Below are 16,971 nucleotides of genomic sequence, written 5' to 3'. Positions count from 1 at the left end.
CGGCATGTGCTCGAAAGACCGGGACAGGGCCGTGGTACCGATACGATAATTCATGACTATGAAAAAAGCGACGATACTGCTGCTGCTCGCACTGCCGTTTTGGGCAGCGGCACAATCCCCGAAGGGAGGCAACGCTTCCCAAAGCGCGGAGTACCAGAAACTGAAGTTCGAACAGTTTTTCGACTACCTCAATGCGAGGTATGTCGATACGCTGAATAACGAAACTCTCGTGGAAGAGGCCATCACCGGTATCCTCTCGGCACTCGACCCGCACTCCTCCTACTCCTCTGCAGAGGAGATGAAAAGCATCACGGAATCCTTTGACGGGAGTTTCAGCGGCATCGGCGTGGAATTCGACGTCATCAACGATACCATCATCGTCGTGAACACCGTCGCGGGCGGCCCGGCCGAGAGCGTCGGGATACTGCCCAACGACCGCATCGTATCGGTGGACGGCAAATCGTCGGTCGGCGTAAGCCGTGCCGACGTTCCGAAACTGCTCCGCGGCCCCAAACGGAGCCGGGTACAGCTCGGCATCGAGAGACGGGGAGAACCGGACGACCTGATTTTCAATGTCACGCGCGATGATATCCCCATCCATACGATAGATGCCGCCTACATGGCCGCTCCCGGCATCGGATACATCAGAGTCAACCGCTTCGCCGGTACGACCATGCAGGAGTTCCGACAGAGTTTCGACGGGCTCGGCCCTCTCTCCGCACTTATCCTCGACCTGCGCGGCAACGGCGGAGGCCTCCTGGACCAGGCGATAGAGATGAGCGAGTTCTTTCTGCCGGCAGGCTCTGTAATCGTCTCCACTGAAGGGCGGAATGTCCGGAACATCAGTTACAAATCGCGCCGGGCCGGAACGTTTACCGAAGGCAAGCTCGTGGTACTGATAGATTCGTCGTCGGCATCGGGCAGCGAGATTGTAGCCGGAGCCGTACAGGACTGGGACCGCGGCGTCATCATCGGTCAGCCGAGCTTCGGCAAAGGGCTCGTCCAGCAGCAGATTCCCCTCATAGACGGTTCGGCCGTCCGCATTACGGTAGCGAGATACCATACCCCATCGGGGCGGGTGATACAGCGTCCGTTTGAGAACGGCGACATTGAGGGATACTATCTCGACCATATCCGCAGGACGCTCGACAGCAGCTATGCCGACTCCCTCAACATGGACGCCCCGGTGTACAGCACCCTGCGCAACGGTCGGAAAGTACTCGGAGCCGGAGGCATCTACCCCGACATCCATATTCCGCTGGACACAACGAAAAACTACTCCTATTGGAACCAGCTCATACGCGGAGGCGTCATCAACGAATACATCAACACGCTGCTCGAAAAAGAACGCGGCAGATTGACCACACAATACCCCACTTTCGAACGCTTCGCCGAGCAGTTCGAGGTAACCCCCTCCATGCTGGAGGCTCTCGCCGACCTCGGACGCACACGGAATATCCTCCCCACTCCCGAAGAGGAGGCCGCAACGCTGCCCGACATCAGGATGCACCTGAAAGCGCTCATCGCCCGGAAACTGTGGGACAGCAACGAATATTTCCGGATAACGAACAGCGCGGACGACAGGGAATTCGCCAAGGCAGTCGAAATTCTCCAGCATCCCGCCGAATACGACCGGTTGCTCGGCAATGCCGACAGGAAATGACACCCTACCCGCACGGGACGCATCAGTCCGTCGAAAGAGAGTCCGGTGCTCTCCTACGGAACCGGAGCAGGACGCGACGGGAACAGCCGCCTCTTTCGTTCCGCCCTATATATCCGCATACCCATTTCCTGGCACGGCCACGCTGTCCCTCCCGCTCGTGAATATCCGAAAACTCCGCCCGCCGTACAAAATGCCCGAGCATCCTGTACAGACCGAAACGATATCGCCGTCGGCAGTACGCACTCCATGAAAAACAGCGGCCGGCAGCCAGCCGTTTACAATGTTTTTCGTACCTTTGCGGGGAAGATGAAAACACGAAGGGACGCATGGATAACGGAACGACCGAAGTACCTGTAAAAAAGCCTAATATAATCCGTCGGGCCTATGACTGGATACTCGGCTGGGCCGACAGCCCGTGGGGGCCGGCCGCGCTGTTCATTCTCGCTTTGGCCGAAGCGAGCTTCTTTCCGATACCGCCGGATGTATTGCTGATAGCGCTGTGCCTCGGATGTACGCGCAAATCGTTCCGCTATTCGGCCATCTGCCTCGCCGGTACGCTCGTGGGCGCCGTCATCGCCTATGCGCTCGGCTTCTGGGCCTGGAATGCGATAGACCATTGGTTCATCCCGGGGGTATTCAGCCAGGAGGCTTTCGATTCGGTAGCCGACATCTACGAACAGTGGAACTTCTGGGCCGTCTTCACGGCCGGTTTCACCCCGATACCGTACAAAATCTTCACCCTCGCCGCAGGAGTATTCCACATCAATTTCGGCATGTTCATGCTGGCCTCGGTCATCGGACGCGGCCTGCGCTTCTTCCTCGTCGGGTGGCTCATCTGGAAATTCGGAACTCCGATAAAGAGCTTCATCGACAAGTATTTCAACCTCATCGTCATAGCTTTCACCGTCCTGTTGGTAGGCGGATTCCTGCTCATCAAATACGCTTTCTGACCCCCTTTCCATGCGTTCGTTCGGACTCATCGGTTATCCCCTCGCCCACTCTTTCTCGGCGGAATGGTTCGCAGAGATGTTCCGCAGGGAAGGTATCCGCGATGCAGTTTATGCCAACTACCCGCTCGGTTCGATAGAAGAGCTGCCGGCCTTGCTGGCGGAACACCCGCTGCTGGGCTTCAACGTCACCGCTCCCTACAAACGGGCCGTCATGGACTACCTCGACCAAATTGACCCGACAGCCGAACGGATAGGCGCCGTGAACTGCGCCGTCCGGCAGGGCGACACATGGAAGGGATACAATGTGGACTGGATAGGGTTCGCCGAATCGCTCATGGCACTGACAGGCGGAGAATGCCCTCACGCACTCATTCTGGGCAGCGGCGGGGCGGCGGCGGCAGCGGCATACGGACTCGATGAACTCGGCATGGTACACGCCACCGTTTCGCGCAGCAAGAAAGGTGCAGGCATCCTCTCTTACGAAGCATTGACTTCCGAACTACTGCAGAAGTACAGGCTCCTGATAAATGCCACCCCGCTCGGCACCTGGCCCGATACGGAGCGGTTCCCCGCCATCCCCTACGAATGGCTCACACCCGCACACATGCTCTACGACATGGTCTACAATCCGCCCGAAACCGCATTCCTGCGCAAAGGCCGGGAAGCCGGAGCGAGCACGATGAACGGCCGGCGCATGCTGGAGATACAGGCCAGGGAGACATGGAAGCTGTTCCTTTCAGCCTGCCGCTGACCCTCTGCGGTTCATCGACCGGACAAAGCATCCCGTCCGCCACACAAAATGAAAGGGCGGAAAAAGATTTCCCGCCCCTGTTTCACTGCAGAAAGCCGTGCCATGCACCTCGCACGGCCTACTCCTTCCAGGCATCCTTGAAACTCTCCTTATCGAATTTGGCCTTCATCAGCTGTTTTGCCTTCGGCAGGTCGGCCGTATTGACGATAATACGGATATCCCTCTCCAACATCGGAAGAATATCGGCCGCGATATCGTTCACTATCTGATTATTGACCCCCATCGAATCGAGCATCGCCTTGACTACCTGAGCCTGTTCCATCGAGGAAAACCTCGCTACGGTTGCAAATTCCCTGTCTTTCATATCTTCACGGTTTTTATTCTGTATTTACCATTCTCCAATATACGGATTTTCCGTATAACCTGTAACCGTAAGAGTAACAAATTCCATACCTTCCGACACCGGTTTCCCATCACAAAAGAGAAAAAAGCGGCTGTTTTGGAACGTATCTTGCAAGGTTTACCGACAAACAATTTAACAACTACAATTATGAAAAGATTACTTTGCGTGCTCATGCTGCTGCTTCCCCTCGCGGGAATGGCACAAACCGGCGGACATCCGGTAAATATTACTGTAATCAACAACAAGGGGGAAGCTCCGCGACGCGACATCATCGCCTACGTCAAAGGCGAAAACCCCGTCGTCCATACCCTCAAAGACGGGAAACTGACACTGCAGCACGTCGCCGACAACGACACGGTGGCAGTCATCATCAAACACAGGAAATACGAATTCCCCGCCAACGGAATGACCGCCCTTCAGCTCAACCTGAACAGAAACGACAAGATAGCGACCGCCATGCGCAACGGCGAAAAGATGCCGGCAAACGCCTACAAAGCCGTTCCGCTCTCGGTCTCCTCGCCCGATGTCAGCGTCAATAACATGGCCAGTTCGCTACAATACTCCAGCCTGGCCGACTACCTGACAGGCCGTATAGCCGGCCTCATCATCGAAGGCGGCCCCGGCAATTACCAAGCCTATCTCGACGGTATGGTCCCACTCGTGGTTGTGAACGGCATCCGGATGCAGAGCTTCAATGCCGCCAACATGCTCGTCAATCCGAACGACATCGAGTCCGTTACGATTGACCGAAACGGTGTCATCTACGGCGCATCGGGCATGAACGGCGTACTCGTCATCAACACGAAATAATCCGGACATTCGTTCGGTGGATGCAAACAGGACAGGGACGGAATTTCCGTCCCTGTCCTGTTTGCATCCGGAAGGCAGTTCCCCGCCGCCCTTCCGGCCGCAATATCACTGCACCGTATGGCGGTATAAATAATTCCGATAGGTCCGACCGGCCGGCAAGGTTCAAATAGCCGGAGAAACGTAAGGCTATTCCGCGATAAATGGCTATCTTTGTTGGGTCGTTACAAACACGCATCGATATGCCTCAATTCACTCATCTTCATGTACATACGCAGTACTCCATCCTCGATGGGGCCGCCTCCATCCCCTCTCTGATGAAAAGGGCCAAGGAGTTCGGCATGACGGCCGTTGCCATTACCGACCACGGCAATATGTTCGGCGTAAAGGAGTTCTACGATGCGGCCAACGCGGCGGGACTCAAACCCATCCTCGGATGCGAAGTCTATGTGGTAAAGAACCACCGCGAAAAGGACAAGGACGAAAAAGCGGGCGACCACCTCATCCTGCTCGCCAAGAATCTCAAGGGATACCACAACCTCGTCAAACTTGTCTCCTACTCCTGGACGGAAGGATTCTACTATAAACCGCGTATCGACAAGGAGCTGCTGCGGCAGTATCACGAGGGGCTGATATGCAGTTCGGCCTGTCTCGGCGGCGAACTGCCACAGGCCATCATGCACGACGATTTGGAGGAGGCATCGCGCATCGTGGAGGAGTTCAAGGAGATATTCGGCGAGGACTATTATCTGGAACTTCAGCTCCACCGGTCACTCTCCGGCGCACCGGATACCGATACGTGCCGTCATCAGGTAGAGGTGAACAAGGTGCTGCACGACCTGGCCGCCCGGCATGGCGTCAAACTCATCGTCACGAACGACGTACACTTCACCCTCGAAGAGGATGCTCCGGCGCACGACCATCTGATATGCCTCAATACGGGGCGCGACCTCGACGACCCGAACCGCATGCGCTACACGGGACAGGAGTTCTTCAAGAGCCCGGACGAAATGGCGGCGCTTTTCCCCGACGACCTGGAAGCATTGGAAAATACCATGGAGATAGCGGACAAGGTCGAACATTATACGCTGGAACACAAGCCCCTGATGCCCGACTTTCCGCTGCCGGACGATTTCGTCATCGACCAGGCGGAGCTGCGCCGGATATTCCTGCGCCGTTTCGACGGCCAGATAAGCGGCCTCGAAAAGAAGATGGCCGATGCCGACGAAGCGAAAAAGCCCTCCCTCCTGCACGAAATGGAGGGGTTGCGGACGGAAAAGGCACAGGCAGAAACCGCTGACGACCTCGATGCGTTTGCCGCCGGCAACGAACGGCTCGGCGAATGGCTGACGGTATCCAAACAGTACCTTTACCTCGTGGCACTTACCATGAAAGGGGCGAAGGAACGGTACGGCGAACCGGACGAGAAGACGCTCGAACGTATCCGGTACGAATTGGGCACCATCGAATGGATGGGCTTTCCGGGCTACTTCCTCATTGTGTCGGACTTCATCCGCGCCGCACGCGAAATGGGCGTATCGGTCGGACCGGGCCGCGGTTCGGCTGCCGGCTCCGTCGTCGCCTACTGTCTGAAGATAACAAACATAGACCCCCTTAAATACGACCTGCTGTTCGAACGCTTTCTGAACCCGGACCGCATCTCCCTTCCCGATGTGGACGTGGACTTTGACGAGGACGGACGTGCGGACGTGCTGCGGTACGTCATCGAAAAGTACGGCAAGAAGCGGGTGGCACAAATCGTCACATTCGGCACGATGGCGCCGAAGCTCGCCATCCGGGACGTAGCGCGGGTAGAAAAGCTGCCGTTGGCCGACAGCGACCGCCTTGCCAAACTCGTTCCCGACAAACTGATGGTCGAAAAAGGCGAAACGCCCTTCGAGCGAGCTTACAAGGACTCGCCGGAGCTGGCCCGCGAACGCGAATCGCCGAACCCGCTGATACAGAACACGCTCAAATACGCCGAAAAACTCGAAGGTTCGGTGCGGCAGACGGGCGTACATGCCTGCGGCGTCATCATCGGCAAGGACGACCTCGAAGAGTTCGCCCCGGTGGCAACGGCCAAAGACGCCGACCTGAACGTGGTGCAGTACGAGGGCAAACTCGTGGAGAGCGTGGGACTCATCAAGATGGACTTCCTCGGTCTCAAGACGCTCTCCATCATCAAGGATGCGGTCGAGAACGTCCGACGCGTACAGGGCATCAATCTCGACATAGACAACATCCCGCTGGACGACCGGAAGACATACCAGCTTTTCTGCAAGGGAGAGACGACCGGCATCTTCCAGTTCGAGTCCGCCGGTATGAAAAAATACCTCCGGGCTCTCAAACCGAACAGGCTCGAAGACCTGATAGCCATGAACGCCCTTTACCGTCCGGGCCCCATGGACAACATTCCCAGCTTCATCGCCCGCAAGCACGGCCAGGAGAAGGTGGAGTACGAATTTCCGGAAATGGCCGAATATCTGGAGGACACCTACGGTATCACGGTCTATCAGGAGCAGGTCATGCTGCTGTCGCAGAAGCTGGCCGGATTCACCGGGGGCGAGGCCGATACACTGCGCAAGGCCATGGGCAAAAAACAGCGTGCCACGCTGGACAAAATGAAACCCAAATTCCTCAAGGGAGCGGCCGAACGGGGGCATGACCCGGAGATATGCGAAAAGATATGGACAGGATGGGAAGCGTTCGCATCGTACGCGTTCAACAAGTCGCACTCGACCTGTTACGCTTATGTAGCCTATCAGACCGCCTACCTGAAGGCGCACTACCCTTCCGAGTTCATGGCCGCGCTGCTCAGCCGCAACCTTTCGTCGATGGACAAGATATCGTTCTTCATGGATGAATGCAAGCGCATGGGCATCAAGGTACTCGGCCCGGATATCAATGAGAGTATCGAATCGTTCACTTCGGACAAGGAAGGCAACGTGCGATTCGGACTGGCCGCCGTCAAAGGTGTCGGCGAGGCGGCCATGCAGTCCATCGTGGAAGAGCGCGAACGCGGCGGCAAGTTCCGCAGCATCTACGACTTCATGGAACGCGTGAACATGCAGGCGGTAAACCGGAAAAATATCGAGAACATGGCGCTCGCCGGAGCATTCGATTCGATAAGCGGCTTCCACCGCAGCAAGTTCTTCTCGGCCGACCAGCGCGACTCCGGAGGAGCGGTATTCCTCGAACAGTTGATAAAGTACGGTTCGCGTATGCAGACCGAACGCAATACGGCCCAGCAGAGCCTCTTCGGCGGAACCGATATCGTGGATATCCAGCAGCCGCTGCTGCCCCAATGTCCCGACTGGAACAAGCTGGAAACCTTGAACCACGAGAAGGAGATGATAGGCATGTATCTGTCTTCTCATCCGCTGGACGACTACGAGGTGGTGATAAAACGTTACTGCAACACGCAGTTGACACAGTTCGCCAATCTCAACGACCTGCGTGACAAGGATTTCACCATTGCCGGCATGGTCACGGACGTACAAAACCTCTACACGCGCAACGGCAAACCCTTCGGGCGTTTCAAGCTGGAGGACTACTCCGGCCAGCACGAATTCGCGCTGTTCGACAAGGATTACGAGAATTTCCGTAAGTTCCTCTTCAAGGATTACTTCCTCCTGATAAAGGGCAGTGTCCGCCCCCGGCCCTACAACAAGGACGAATACGAAGCGAAAATCACCTCGATGCAGATGCTCGGCGATGTACTCGACTCGGTGAACGAACTGACCATCAGCCTACACATCAATGACATCAGCCCCGACATGACCGCAGAACTCTCGGAACGCATCGCTGCGACCAAAGGCAAAATAAACCTGCGCGTCAAGGTCATCGATTCACGGGAGGGGGTATCGCTGGCATTCTTTTCGCGTAAGTACAAGGTGGCGCTCACGCAAGAGCTCGTAAGCTACCTCGAAAGCAACCAGATAAACTACTCGATAGCATAACTGCGTCAACATATAACGAAAAACGCATTAACGCAAAACAATACTAAACGATTACAACTATGGCAAAAATCATTGATTCCGCCGCTTACGACGAACTCGTCGCTTCCGGCAAACCTTTCGTTATCGACTTCTGGGCAGAATGGTGCGGTCCGTGCCGCTCGCTGACCCCCATCATCGAAGAGCTCGCCGAAGAGTATGAAGGCAAGGTAGTCATCGGCAAATGCGATGTCGACCAGAACAACGACCTCGCCATGAAATTCTCGGTAAGAAATATCCCGCTCGTCGTATTCGTCAAGCCCGGCGGCCAGATGAACGACAAACTCGTAGGGGCAGCTTCGAAAGATGCCATCAAGGCAAAAATCGATGCACTGCTGTAAAAACGTACCGAATTTAAAACAGGGAGGGACAAAAGATACGTTGTCCCTCCCTGTTTTTCATACTCTTCCTTTCCGGACATCAACGACAGTCCGGCCTGTGCCTGCGTCACAGCCTTCGGCAAAGTACACCGCCCGGCACCGGCAATCTGTCTTCGCCGCAAACAGCCTGGCACTGACAGGCCGAAGGTATCCTATACTGCCACACTCCTCATCCCCGAAAACGTATCCGACAACAGTTACTGGAAGGGGGCGACCTGTGGTTTGGTCGGAATATAACGCATGGTCTGCATACGCTGTTCGCTGGTGAGCTGTATCCATTCGTTGCTCATCAGGCCGTGTTTGCCGAAATTGACGAAGAGGCTCAACTGTATCGTTCCGAAAACGAGCATTTCATTCTTCAGGCGGATACCGAGCCCAACGGTAGCGAAACAGTCGTTACGGAAAACATGCTTGTTGTAACCGAGAAAACCGACATCGCCGAATCCGTAAAGGGCGATGCGGAAACCGAGCGGCTGCCACGGCGTAAAGATTACGGTTTCGGCACTGAGCACCAACCTGTCACGGCCCAGCGGACTGTTATGCATCGCACGCGGCCCGCTGGCCGGAGTAAACCACACCGCCTCGTAGAAACCGTCGGAACGGTTCCAGCCGTTCAGGTAATTCAGGGATATGAATTGTCTGACCTTGAACTTGCGGCGTCCCAGCATATTGGTGAAATAATTGAACCGTACATTCAGAGCGGACTGAAACGGTCGCCTGCTGCGGAAATCGTAAAACGTACCTACCGACAGGTCGCCCATAAAATATCCCACCGGCGTAAAACCGCCCGACCGGAGGGCTATGCCCCCGTACCATCCCGACTGATAGTCCGAATGGGTATATCCGAAAGTAGCTTCGGCACGGTATCCTGTCGCCACATACTCGTCGTATCCGTATCCGTAAATAAGACTCGTCGTCAGGAAACGTTCGCTGTAAAAGCCCAATGTTCCCAGCACGAGCGTCCGGTCGTAAAAATAGGGATTCATCCCCTCCCCCACGGGCAGTTCGACGGGATTTTGCGGCGGGTCCTCCTGTTCGTAAATCCTCGGCGGGTCCAGATAACGGATATTATTGAACCGTGCCATACCGTACACGCTGCTCTCCACCTCGGGCAGATACCACGATTTACCGCCCCACAAATCCACATTGTTGTAATGGAGCATATAGGAGGCCGCCACCGTGTCCCGCGGCGCCTCGTACCGCACATACAGGGCATTACGCACGTTCTCGAACACGGCACCTATCTCGTAATCGGCGGGCTGTATGAACTTCTTGTTCAGCGTGGCCCCGTAATAACGTTCCGTGAAGGAGCGCCCCCCCTTCAACGTCGCTTCGTAAAAGGTACCGAAAAGGTTGGGAATGTAGTATTGGAACATACTCCCCTCATACTTCTTCTTGCGCCAATCGAGGCTCAGCTGATAGCTCAGTTTATCTCCCGTTCCAAGGAAATTGGCATCGTAAAGCTCGCCCTTTACCTGGCCGGTCAGTCCGCGTATCGAACCGTCGGCGCTGATACTCCAACTGTCGCGGGTGATGACGCGCACGATGACGGCGTCCGGGTCGTCCGGAACGGGCACTACCTCGATAGAGGCATCGGCAATATACTGTCTCGAACGAAGCAACTGCTTGTAGCGCACCACCGCCCCCGCATCGAAAGCGTCACCCTCCTTAAACAGGAGGTCGCGTTTGATGGCATGGGTTCCAGTCGTTACATGGACGGCATTCGCCCCTTTTTCCAGATAGCTTCTCGCCGGGTCGAAAACGGGTTTGCGCACGAACTCTATCGAATCGATACGTTTACCGTCATAGATGCCGTACACGGCCGTCTCGTCGACAACCTCCGGTTTCAGCTGCGAGCCGTTGCCCGGCGGCACGATTATCAGTCCGTGTACGAATTTCCAGAAACCGTTCCGCTCGGAACGTACACGCAACGTATCGTAAAACCGTTGGGTGCGTTCCTCCTGAGAAAGCGAATCCCGACCGGGCACCACCCATACGCCTATGGCAAGCGAATCGGGATGGCGGGCAGCCAACGAAAAGTCGCAAACGGTCAGAGCCGTATCGCATATCCCGGTAGCTACGAGTACCGAATCGGGCGTCAGCGCATCCAGACGCCGCCACCCCGCCCGTATTCTCGCCCGGTCGGACAACGCCGTACTGTCCTTGACCGCAGCTGATTCCGGAATAATAGCCACCGGCCGGCCCGACGTCGGAACCGGCAGCACAAACGATACGGCAAACCATACCAATCCCACGATATATCCCCGAAAACGCATTCAGTCCAAAAATAACGAATTTTGCGTGATTCCGGGACATGAATTCCCCCTTTTCTTCCACAAGGGCATCTCTTCCGGAATCCCTGCAAACCGCCTTTTCTTCCACGGCATAAACGGTGCCGGCCTCTCCTTCGGAGGTATCGGTCAAGAGATGCGTCCTTTCAAAAGAGGCAACAGCCGGCACAGACAGAAGACGACCGCAGCAACGGCCAGCACACCGCCAGCATACCCGATGTCCGCAACCGACAGATAGGTACAGACAGCGCCGCCGAACAGGGCACCGCATCCGATACCCACGTTGTAGATACCGGAAAAGATGGACATGGCGACCGGAGCGGCATCCTCCGGAGCATAACGGATAGTCTCAGCCTGAAAGGCCACGTTGAAGGCCGTCACGGCAATCCCCCAGACGATGCAGAGCGCCATGACGACGTAACGGTCGAATGCAGCGGACCGCAGCAGGAGCAACAGCAGAGCGATACCGACCACCACAGCCGCGACGAACCGGGCGGGCCGTCGGTCGTAATAACGGGCAAAGAGCATGCTGCCGAAAATCCCTGCCGCACCGAATGCGGTCAGTGTCAAGGTAATCCATTCGGCAGGAAGTCCTGCCACCTGCTGGAGAAACGGTTCGATATAACTGTACACGGTGTAATGGGCAGTGGGTACCAGCAATGCCATCAGATAGATACCCACCAAAACGGGATGTTTCAGCAATACGGGAAGCCGGCGTACGGAGAAAGACTTGCCTCCGGGAACCTTCGGAAAAACGGCAAGCAAATAGCAAAAGACAACGGCAGCGAGCACGGCGACACAGAGAAAAGAGGTACGCCAACCGACATAAAGACCGATAATGCGCCCCAGCGGCATGCCTACCACCATCGCCACGGAGGTGCCGGTCACTATCATGCTCAGCGCCAGCGACCGTCGTTTCTCCGGCACGATACGCACCGCCAGCGGAGAGGCTATCGACCAGAATACCGCATGGGAGCAGGCTACGCCGATACGCGATGCCATCAATACGGCATAATTGCCGGCTACGGCCGACAGAAGGTGGCTTACGATGAAAAGCGCCAAGGTGACGAGCAGCAGGCGGCGATACTCCATCCGGGCGACAAGCAGCATCAGCGGCAGCGAAAGCAGGGCCACCACCCACGCATAGACGGAAATCAGCATGCCGGCCCGCGCCTCGGTGACGTGCAAATCGACCGCAATATCCGTCAGCAGCCCAATAGGCATGAACTCTGACGTATTGAAGATGAATGCGGAGAGCGTCAGCCCCACCAGCGGAAGCCACTGTCCGGCTGACATGCCGTCTCCCGTACTACCCGACATAACGATTGCTGTTGACAGTCCAATTCCTGCCGTCCGGCCTCTCCGGACGGGCCGCATATGCAACGGCCTCGCAAAAGTAGAAAAATCGCGCGGTACGTGTATCGTGCGGTCACAAAAATACCGCCGCCCTGCAACCCGGAAAACTTCACACGACCGGCATAACGCCGCACACCGTATCTCCTGCCACTCGGCGACCGGCCCGAATAAAAAAGGGATTGGTGCGGATTCATGCCCCGTATCACCGATTTTTTAAATACTTTTACGGTCGCAAACCCACTGACGGATGACGGGAAAAAGAGCTGACAAGACGGTCGTGAAACTGCTGTTCACAACGGCAATCCTGCTGGCTGCCGGAACATGCTGTCCCGGTGCCGAAACCGGCTGTTCCGACGGTATGGCCACCCCATCCCGCAGCGCCCTCACACGCCCGGAAGATACCTATCGGAAAACGGGATTCAGCTTCACCCCGATACCGGCACTCAGCTACAGTTCCGACCTCGGTTTCCAACTCGGTGCCATTCTCGATGCCTATTGGTTCGGCGACGGTTCGACCTATCCGAAATACAGGCATAAGCTGACTGCCGAAGCGTGTTACTACACGAAGGGTTCCGGCATCTACTACCTTTTCTATGACTCGGAATACCTTATCCGCGGCCTTCGTTTCACGGCGAGTGCCAGCTACCTGCCCAACACGATGATGGCTTTTTACGGTTTCAACGGCTACCCCGCCCCGTTCCTGCGCGACAAAAACGCCGGATTCTACGCGGTGGACCGCAATCTGCTCCGCATCATGGGGGACCTGCAGGGCCCTATCGCCGGCCATCTCGGCTGGGCGGCAGGCGCGGCCTTTTTCCACTACGCGACCGGACGCACCCGGGTGGAAAAATATGCGGGAGAAACGACGCTCTACGACCTTTACCGCCGCTACGGAATCATATACGACGACGAAAGCGGCGGAGGCAGCCACATCGAACTGCGGGCCGGAGTGGTGTACGATACCCGCGACAACGAACCCGACCCTTCGTGCGGTCTCTATGCCGACCTGCTGCTCTACGGCTCGCCCGACATCATCGACCGGCGCGGCTACCACTACCTGAAGGCCGCCGTTTCGTTCCGCCACTACCTGCCGCTCATTCGGGGCAAGCTGGTTTTCGCCTACCGTCTATGCTGGCAGGGAACGGTAGCCGGTCGGGCCCCCTTCTACGTACAGCAAAACTACGCCACGCTCTTCCTGAAGCAAATCAACTCCGACATCCTCGGCGGAGCCATCTCCCTGCGGGGAATCCTCTACAACCGCGTCGTAGGCGACGGCATGGCCTGGGCCAACGCGGAATTGCGGCTCCGGCTCTTCGATTTCCGACTTTTCGGCCAGGAGTGGTACATCACCACGAATCCCTTTTTCGACCTGGGTATCGTCACCCGTCCGTTCCGGGCGGAGGAGCTGCAGGCCGTCGGGAACGACGCTTCCGTCCCGGACGACATCCGCAAGGCGATATACAGTGGCGAAAGGGAGACGCCCCACATGAGTGCCGGACTCGGTATCAAAATCGTGATGAACCGCAACCTCGTCCTGTCGGTCGAATACGGCATTCCCTTCGACCGGCGCGACGGTACGAACGGCCTCTACCTGAACATGAACTACCTCTTTTGACGAAGACATGGACAAATGTCCGACTAAAATGCGCGACGAAGAGCTCTGGCAACTCTTTCCGATAATACTCGTACCTTACGATACATCGTGGCCGGAGGCCTATCGCAGCGAAAGTTTCCGGCTGCGGGAAGCCGTCGGGAGCGACATCGTCCGCATCAGCCATATAGGGAGTACAGCCGTTCCCGGCCTGACGGCCAAGCCGACGATAGACATCCTGCTGGAGATAGAACCCGATACCTACCTGCCTGCCGGCCCTGCCCGTACGTATGGAAACCTGCGGTTATCTCTACACGTCGCAGCCGCAAAATCCGCCGCCGGGAATGATGTACATGAAAGGCTATACCCTCCGCGGCTTCGAAAGGCAGACCTACCACCTGCACGTCCGATACCCCGGCGACTGGGATGAACTCTATTTCCGCGACTACCTGTGCATCAATGTGAAAGCAGCCGCCCGCTATGCAGCGCTCAAAATGCGCCTCATGCGGCCATACGAACACGACAGGGACGCCTATACCGCTGCGAAAGGCGGTTTCATCCGGAAGTGCACGGCCCGTGCACGCGCCCTTTGGCCGGAAAAACATCTCCTCTGACTCCCGCCCGGCGGAGTTATCGGAAAAGGAGCGGCGGAAGGTGATTTCTCTACCTTCCGCCGCTCCCTCAGGAGAAAATTCCCCCTACAAGCTATACCAGTCCAGCAAACCCCATGAATGCCATGGCCAAAATACCGGCCGTGACGAGCGCCACGGGCACGCCCCGCATCGCCTTGGGTACGTCGTTGAGCTCAAGCCGTTCTCGGATGCCCGAAAAGACGACCAGTGCAAGGGCGAACCCCACCGCAGTGGACACGGCATAGGTAAAAGACTGGAGCAGATTGTAATTCTTCTGCACGAGCAGTATCGCTACGCCGAGCACGGCACAGTTGGTCGTGATGAGCGGCAGGAAGATGCCGAGTGCCTGATAAAGTGCCGGACTTATCTTCTTGAGAATTATCTCGACCATCTGCACAAGAGCCGCAATCACGAGGATGAAAACAATAGTCTGCATGTACTCTATGCGAAGCGGCACGAGTACATAGTATTGCAGCAGATATACCACGATGGAGCTGATGGCCATGACGAACACCACCGCCGCCCCCATGCCGAGCGAGGTATTCACCTTGTTCGACACACCCAGAAACGGACATATGCCGAGAAACTGGGCCAGCACGACATTATTGACGAAAATCGCCCCGATTATGATTGCAAAATATTCCATCTGTTCTTGTTTTTAATCCTTAAACATCGCCGGACGACCGTCTATCGCAGTCGGGCTGTCGCCTTATTGAACAATACCATCAGGTATCCCAGCACGAGGAAAGCTCCCGGAGCGAGCACGAAGGCAATCATACCGTCACCCTCGATGAATTTGTATCCGAAAACCGAACCGCTGCCGAGTATCTCCCTCACCGCACCGATGACCGTCAGCGACAGGGTGAAACCGAGCCCTATGCCCAAACCGTCGAGTGCCGAATCCAACACGTTGTGTTTGGACGCGAACGCTTCGGCGCGGCCGAGAATAATGCAGTTCACGACGATAAGGGGAATGAATACTCCCAGCGTCTCGTAAAGCGACGGTACATAGGCTTCCATCAGAAGCTGGATAACCGTCACGAACGAGGCTATCACAACGATGAATGCCGGAATACGCACCTTGTCGGGTATCAGGTTCTTGATGAGCGAAATGACGATGTTCGACATGATGAGTACGAACATGGTGGCTATGCCCATGCCCGCCCCGTTGATAGCCGAAGTGGTGGTTCCCAGCGTGGGACACATACCCAGTATCAACACGAAGGTAGGATTCTCCCTGATAATTCCCTTCAGCAGTATATTGAATCTTTTCATTGCCGTTTCCCTTTCTGTTCGTTATCACCCGAAACATGATTCGCAGAGGAAGATGTGGCGCCCGACGAGACATCGGTGTTCTCCGTCTGCAGCGTGGCTCCGGAGACCGTATCGCCGACAGCACCCGCAGAAGCAGACTCCGTATCCGTTCCGGCCTCCGTGTCTGCCGACGGAGTCGCTCCCGAGGCGGTATCCGCCTCTTCGTTCCGGCCGGTAGCACCGCTCGCCGAATCCGACGTTGCGGCTTCCTCTTCCCGCACCTGCCGCGACGATGTTGCCCCGCTCGAAGCGTCCCAGCCCGAAGCATCCGCCCCGCTCACCTCGAGGAACGCGGTATAAGCGAGGCTGACTGCCTGTATATAGGCCCTGGAGGATATCGTGGAAGCGGTTATCGCATCGATATCGCCTCCGTCCTTACGCACGGACATCTTCACCTCCGCCGGACTTTTGCCGAGAAGACTTGCCTGGACAGGATTGCCCTCCTCGGCGAGTTTCGCCCCGAGACCCGGAGTCTCCGTCTGTTCCAACACCTGTATGTTCCGTATCCTGCCGTCGGGTCCGAAACCTACCATTATCCGGATTGGGCCGCCGAAACCGGAAGCGAAACTTTCCACCGCATAGCCGGCCACAGTCTGTCCCATCCGGGCCGTATAGACATACACCGAATCATTGCCTGCCGCTACGGCCTGCATCTCGTCGGCGGGAGTATTATCGAACGGCGGGAGTACCTGTGCCAGTGCATCCGCCTTTTTGTGCAGTTTCGCCTGAGCGATGGGCGCCTCCGTCACACGGTACACCAGTCCGACCGCCGAGGAGGTGACCGCAGTGATGCCCAGCAACACCACGACCATATTTACCAGAGAACTTTTCATAACTG

General features: G+C 56.6%; 15 protein-coding genes. 9 read left to right on the top strand and 6 right to left on the bottom strand.

What is annotated here, in order from left to right:
• Positions 1–52 precede the first annotated feature (52 nt).
• The 3 genes from BQ5361_RS03500 (at position 53) to BQ5361_RS03490 (ending at position 3,364) form a co-directional block, all read left to right on the top strand.
• Positions 53–1,663, top strand: a complete 1,611-nt coding sequence (locus BQ5361_RS03500) for a S41 family peptidase (RefSeq protein ID WP_257526563.1) — start codon at positions 53–55, stop codon at positions 1,661–1,663.
• Positions 1,664–1,989: 326 nt separating this feature from the next.
• Positions 1,990–2,613 (top strand): YqaA family protein, encoded by a 624-nt coding sequence (locus BQ5361_RS03495; RefSeq protein ID WP_052131049.1) that lies wholly within the window; start codon positions 1,990–1,992, stop codon positions 2,611–2,613.
• Between the two features lie 10 nt (positions 2,614–2,623).
• Positions 2,624–3,364 (top strand): shikimate dehydrogenase family protein, encoded by a 741-nt coding sequence (locus tag BQ5361_RS03490; RefSeq protein ID WP_035473163.1) that lies wholly within the window; start codon positions 2,624–2,626, stop codon positions 3,362–3,364.
• A 118-nt stretch (positions 3,365–3,482) separates the two neighbouring features.
• Here BQ5361_RS03490 and BQ5361_RS03485 read toward each other — a convergent pair whose 3' ends face one another.
• Entirely contained in the window at positions 3,483–3,728 is a 246-nt protein-coding gene (locus BQ5361_RS03485; RefSeq protein ID WP_022062922.1) for a putative signal transducing protein, read from the bottom strand.
• Between the two features lie 186 nt (positions 3,729–3,914).
• Between BQ5361_RS03485 and BQ5361_RS03480 the strand changes: the two genes are divergently transcribed.
• The 3 genes from BQ5361_RS03480 (at position 3,915) to trxA (ending at position 8,910) form a co-directional block, all read left to right on the top strand.
• A complete protein-coding gene (locus BQ5361_RS03480; RefSeq protein WP_035473160.1) occupies positions 3,915–4,577 on the top strand; it encodes a TonB-dependent receptor in 663 nt (220 codons plus the stop codon).
• Positions 4,578–4,816: 239 nt separating this feature from the next.
• The gene (dnaE, locus tag BQ5361_RS03475) at positions 4,817–8,533 is read left to right on the top strand and encodes a DNA polymerase III subunit alpha (protein ID WP_035473157.1); all 3,717 of its coding nucleotides are present in this window, start codon (positions 4,817–4,819) and stop codon (positions 8,531–8,533) included.
• A 59-nt stretch (positions 8,534–8,592) separates the two neighbouring features.
• On the top strand, positions 8,593–8,910 hold the full coding sequence (trxA, locus tag BQ5361_RS03470; protein WP_022062925.1) for a thioredoxin: 318 nt from the start codon (positions 8,593–8,595) through the stop codon (positions 8,908–8,910).
• Positions 8,911–9,146: 236 nt separating this feature from the next.
• Here trxA and BQ5361_RS03465 read toward each other — a convergent pair whose 3' ends face one another.
• Positions 9,147–11,204 carry a BamA/TamA family outer membrane protein gene (locus tag BQ5361_RS03465; RefSeq protein WP_143047487.1) on the bottom strand — a complete coding sequence of 686 codons (2,058 nt, stop codon included), beginning with the start codon at positions 11,202–11,204 and terminating at the stop codon, positions 9,147–9,149.
• Positions 11,205–11,369: 165 nt separating this feature from the next.
• Positions 11,370–12,560 carry a sugar transporter gene (locus tag BQ5361_RS03460; RefSeq protein WP_035473154.1) on the bottom strand — a complete coding sequence of 397 codons (1,191 nt, stop codon included), beginning with the start codon at positions 12,558–12,560 and terminating at the stop codon, positions 11,370–11,372.
• Positions 12,561–12,843: 283 nt separating this feature from the next.
• Between BQ5361_RS03460 and omp85 the strand changes: the two genes are divergently transcribed.
• The 3 genes from omp85 to BQ5361_RS10810 are packed head-to-tail and all read left to right on the top strand — an operon-like array spanning position 12,844 to position 14,801.
• Positions 12,844–14,211, top strand: a complete 1,368-nt coding sequence (gene omp85 / locus BQ5361_RS03455; protein WP_035473152.1) for an Omp85 family outer membrane protein — start codon at positions 12,844–12,846, stop codon at positions 14,209–14,211.
• A 7-nt stretch (positions 14,212–14,218) separates the two neighbouring features.
• A complete protein-coding gene (locus BQ5361_RS10940) occupies positions 14,219–14,617 on the top strand; it encodes a GrpB family protein (protein ID WP_336433323.1) in 399 nt (132 codons plus the stop codon).
• Positions 14,532–14,801, top strand: a complete 270-nt coding sequence (locus BQ5361_RS10810) for a GrpB family protein (RefSeq protein WP_336433322.1) — start codon at positions 14,532–14,534, stop codon at positions 14,799–14,801. Before BQ5361_RS10940 ends, BQ5361_RS10810 begins: the two co-directional genes overlap by 86 nt.
• Before the next feature lie 91 nt (positions 14,802–14,892).
• Here BQ5361_RS10810 and rsxA read toward each other — a convergent pair whose 3' ends face one another.
• The 3 genes from rsxA to BQ5361_RS03435 are packed head-to-tail and all read right to left on the bottom strand — an operon-like array spanning position 14,893 to position 16,966.
• Positions 14,893–15,465, bottom strand: a complete 573-nt coding sequence (gene rsxA / locus BQ5361_RS03445; protein WP_022063036.1) for an electron transport complex subunit RsxA — start codon at positions 15,463–15,465, stop codon at positions 14,893–14,895.
• 41 nt (positions 15,466–15,506) lie between these two features.
• The gene (locus BQ5361_RS03440; protein ID WP_022063035.1) at positions 15,507–16,094 is read right to left on the bottom strand and encodes an RnfABCDGE type electron transport complex subunit E; all 588 of its coding nucleotides are present in this window, start codon (positions 16,092–16,094) and stop codon (positions 15,507–15,509) included.
• Positions 16,091–16,966: an RnfABCDGE type electron transport complex subunit G gene (locus BQ5361_RS03435; protein ID WP_071424932.1), complete on the bottom strand. Its 876-nt coding sequence runs from the start codon at positions 16,964–16,966 to the stop codon at positions 16,091–16,093. Before BQ5361_RS03435 ends, BQ5361_RS03440 begins: the two co-directional genes overlap by 4 nt.
• Positions 16,967–16,971 lie beyond the last annotated feature (5 nt).

The sequence above is a fragment of the Tidjanibacter massiliensis genome, from assembly GCF_900104605.1.
Taxonomy (GTDB): domain Bacteria; phylum Bacteroidota; class Bacteroidia; order Bacteroidales; family Rikenellaceae; genus Tidjanibacter; species Tidjanibacter inops.
This window is presented reverse-complemented; position numbering and strand designations above follow the sequence as displayed.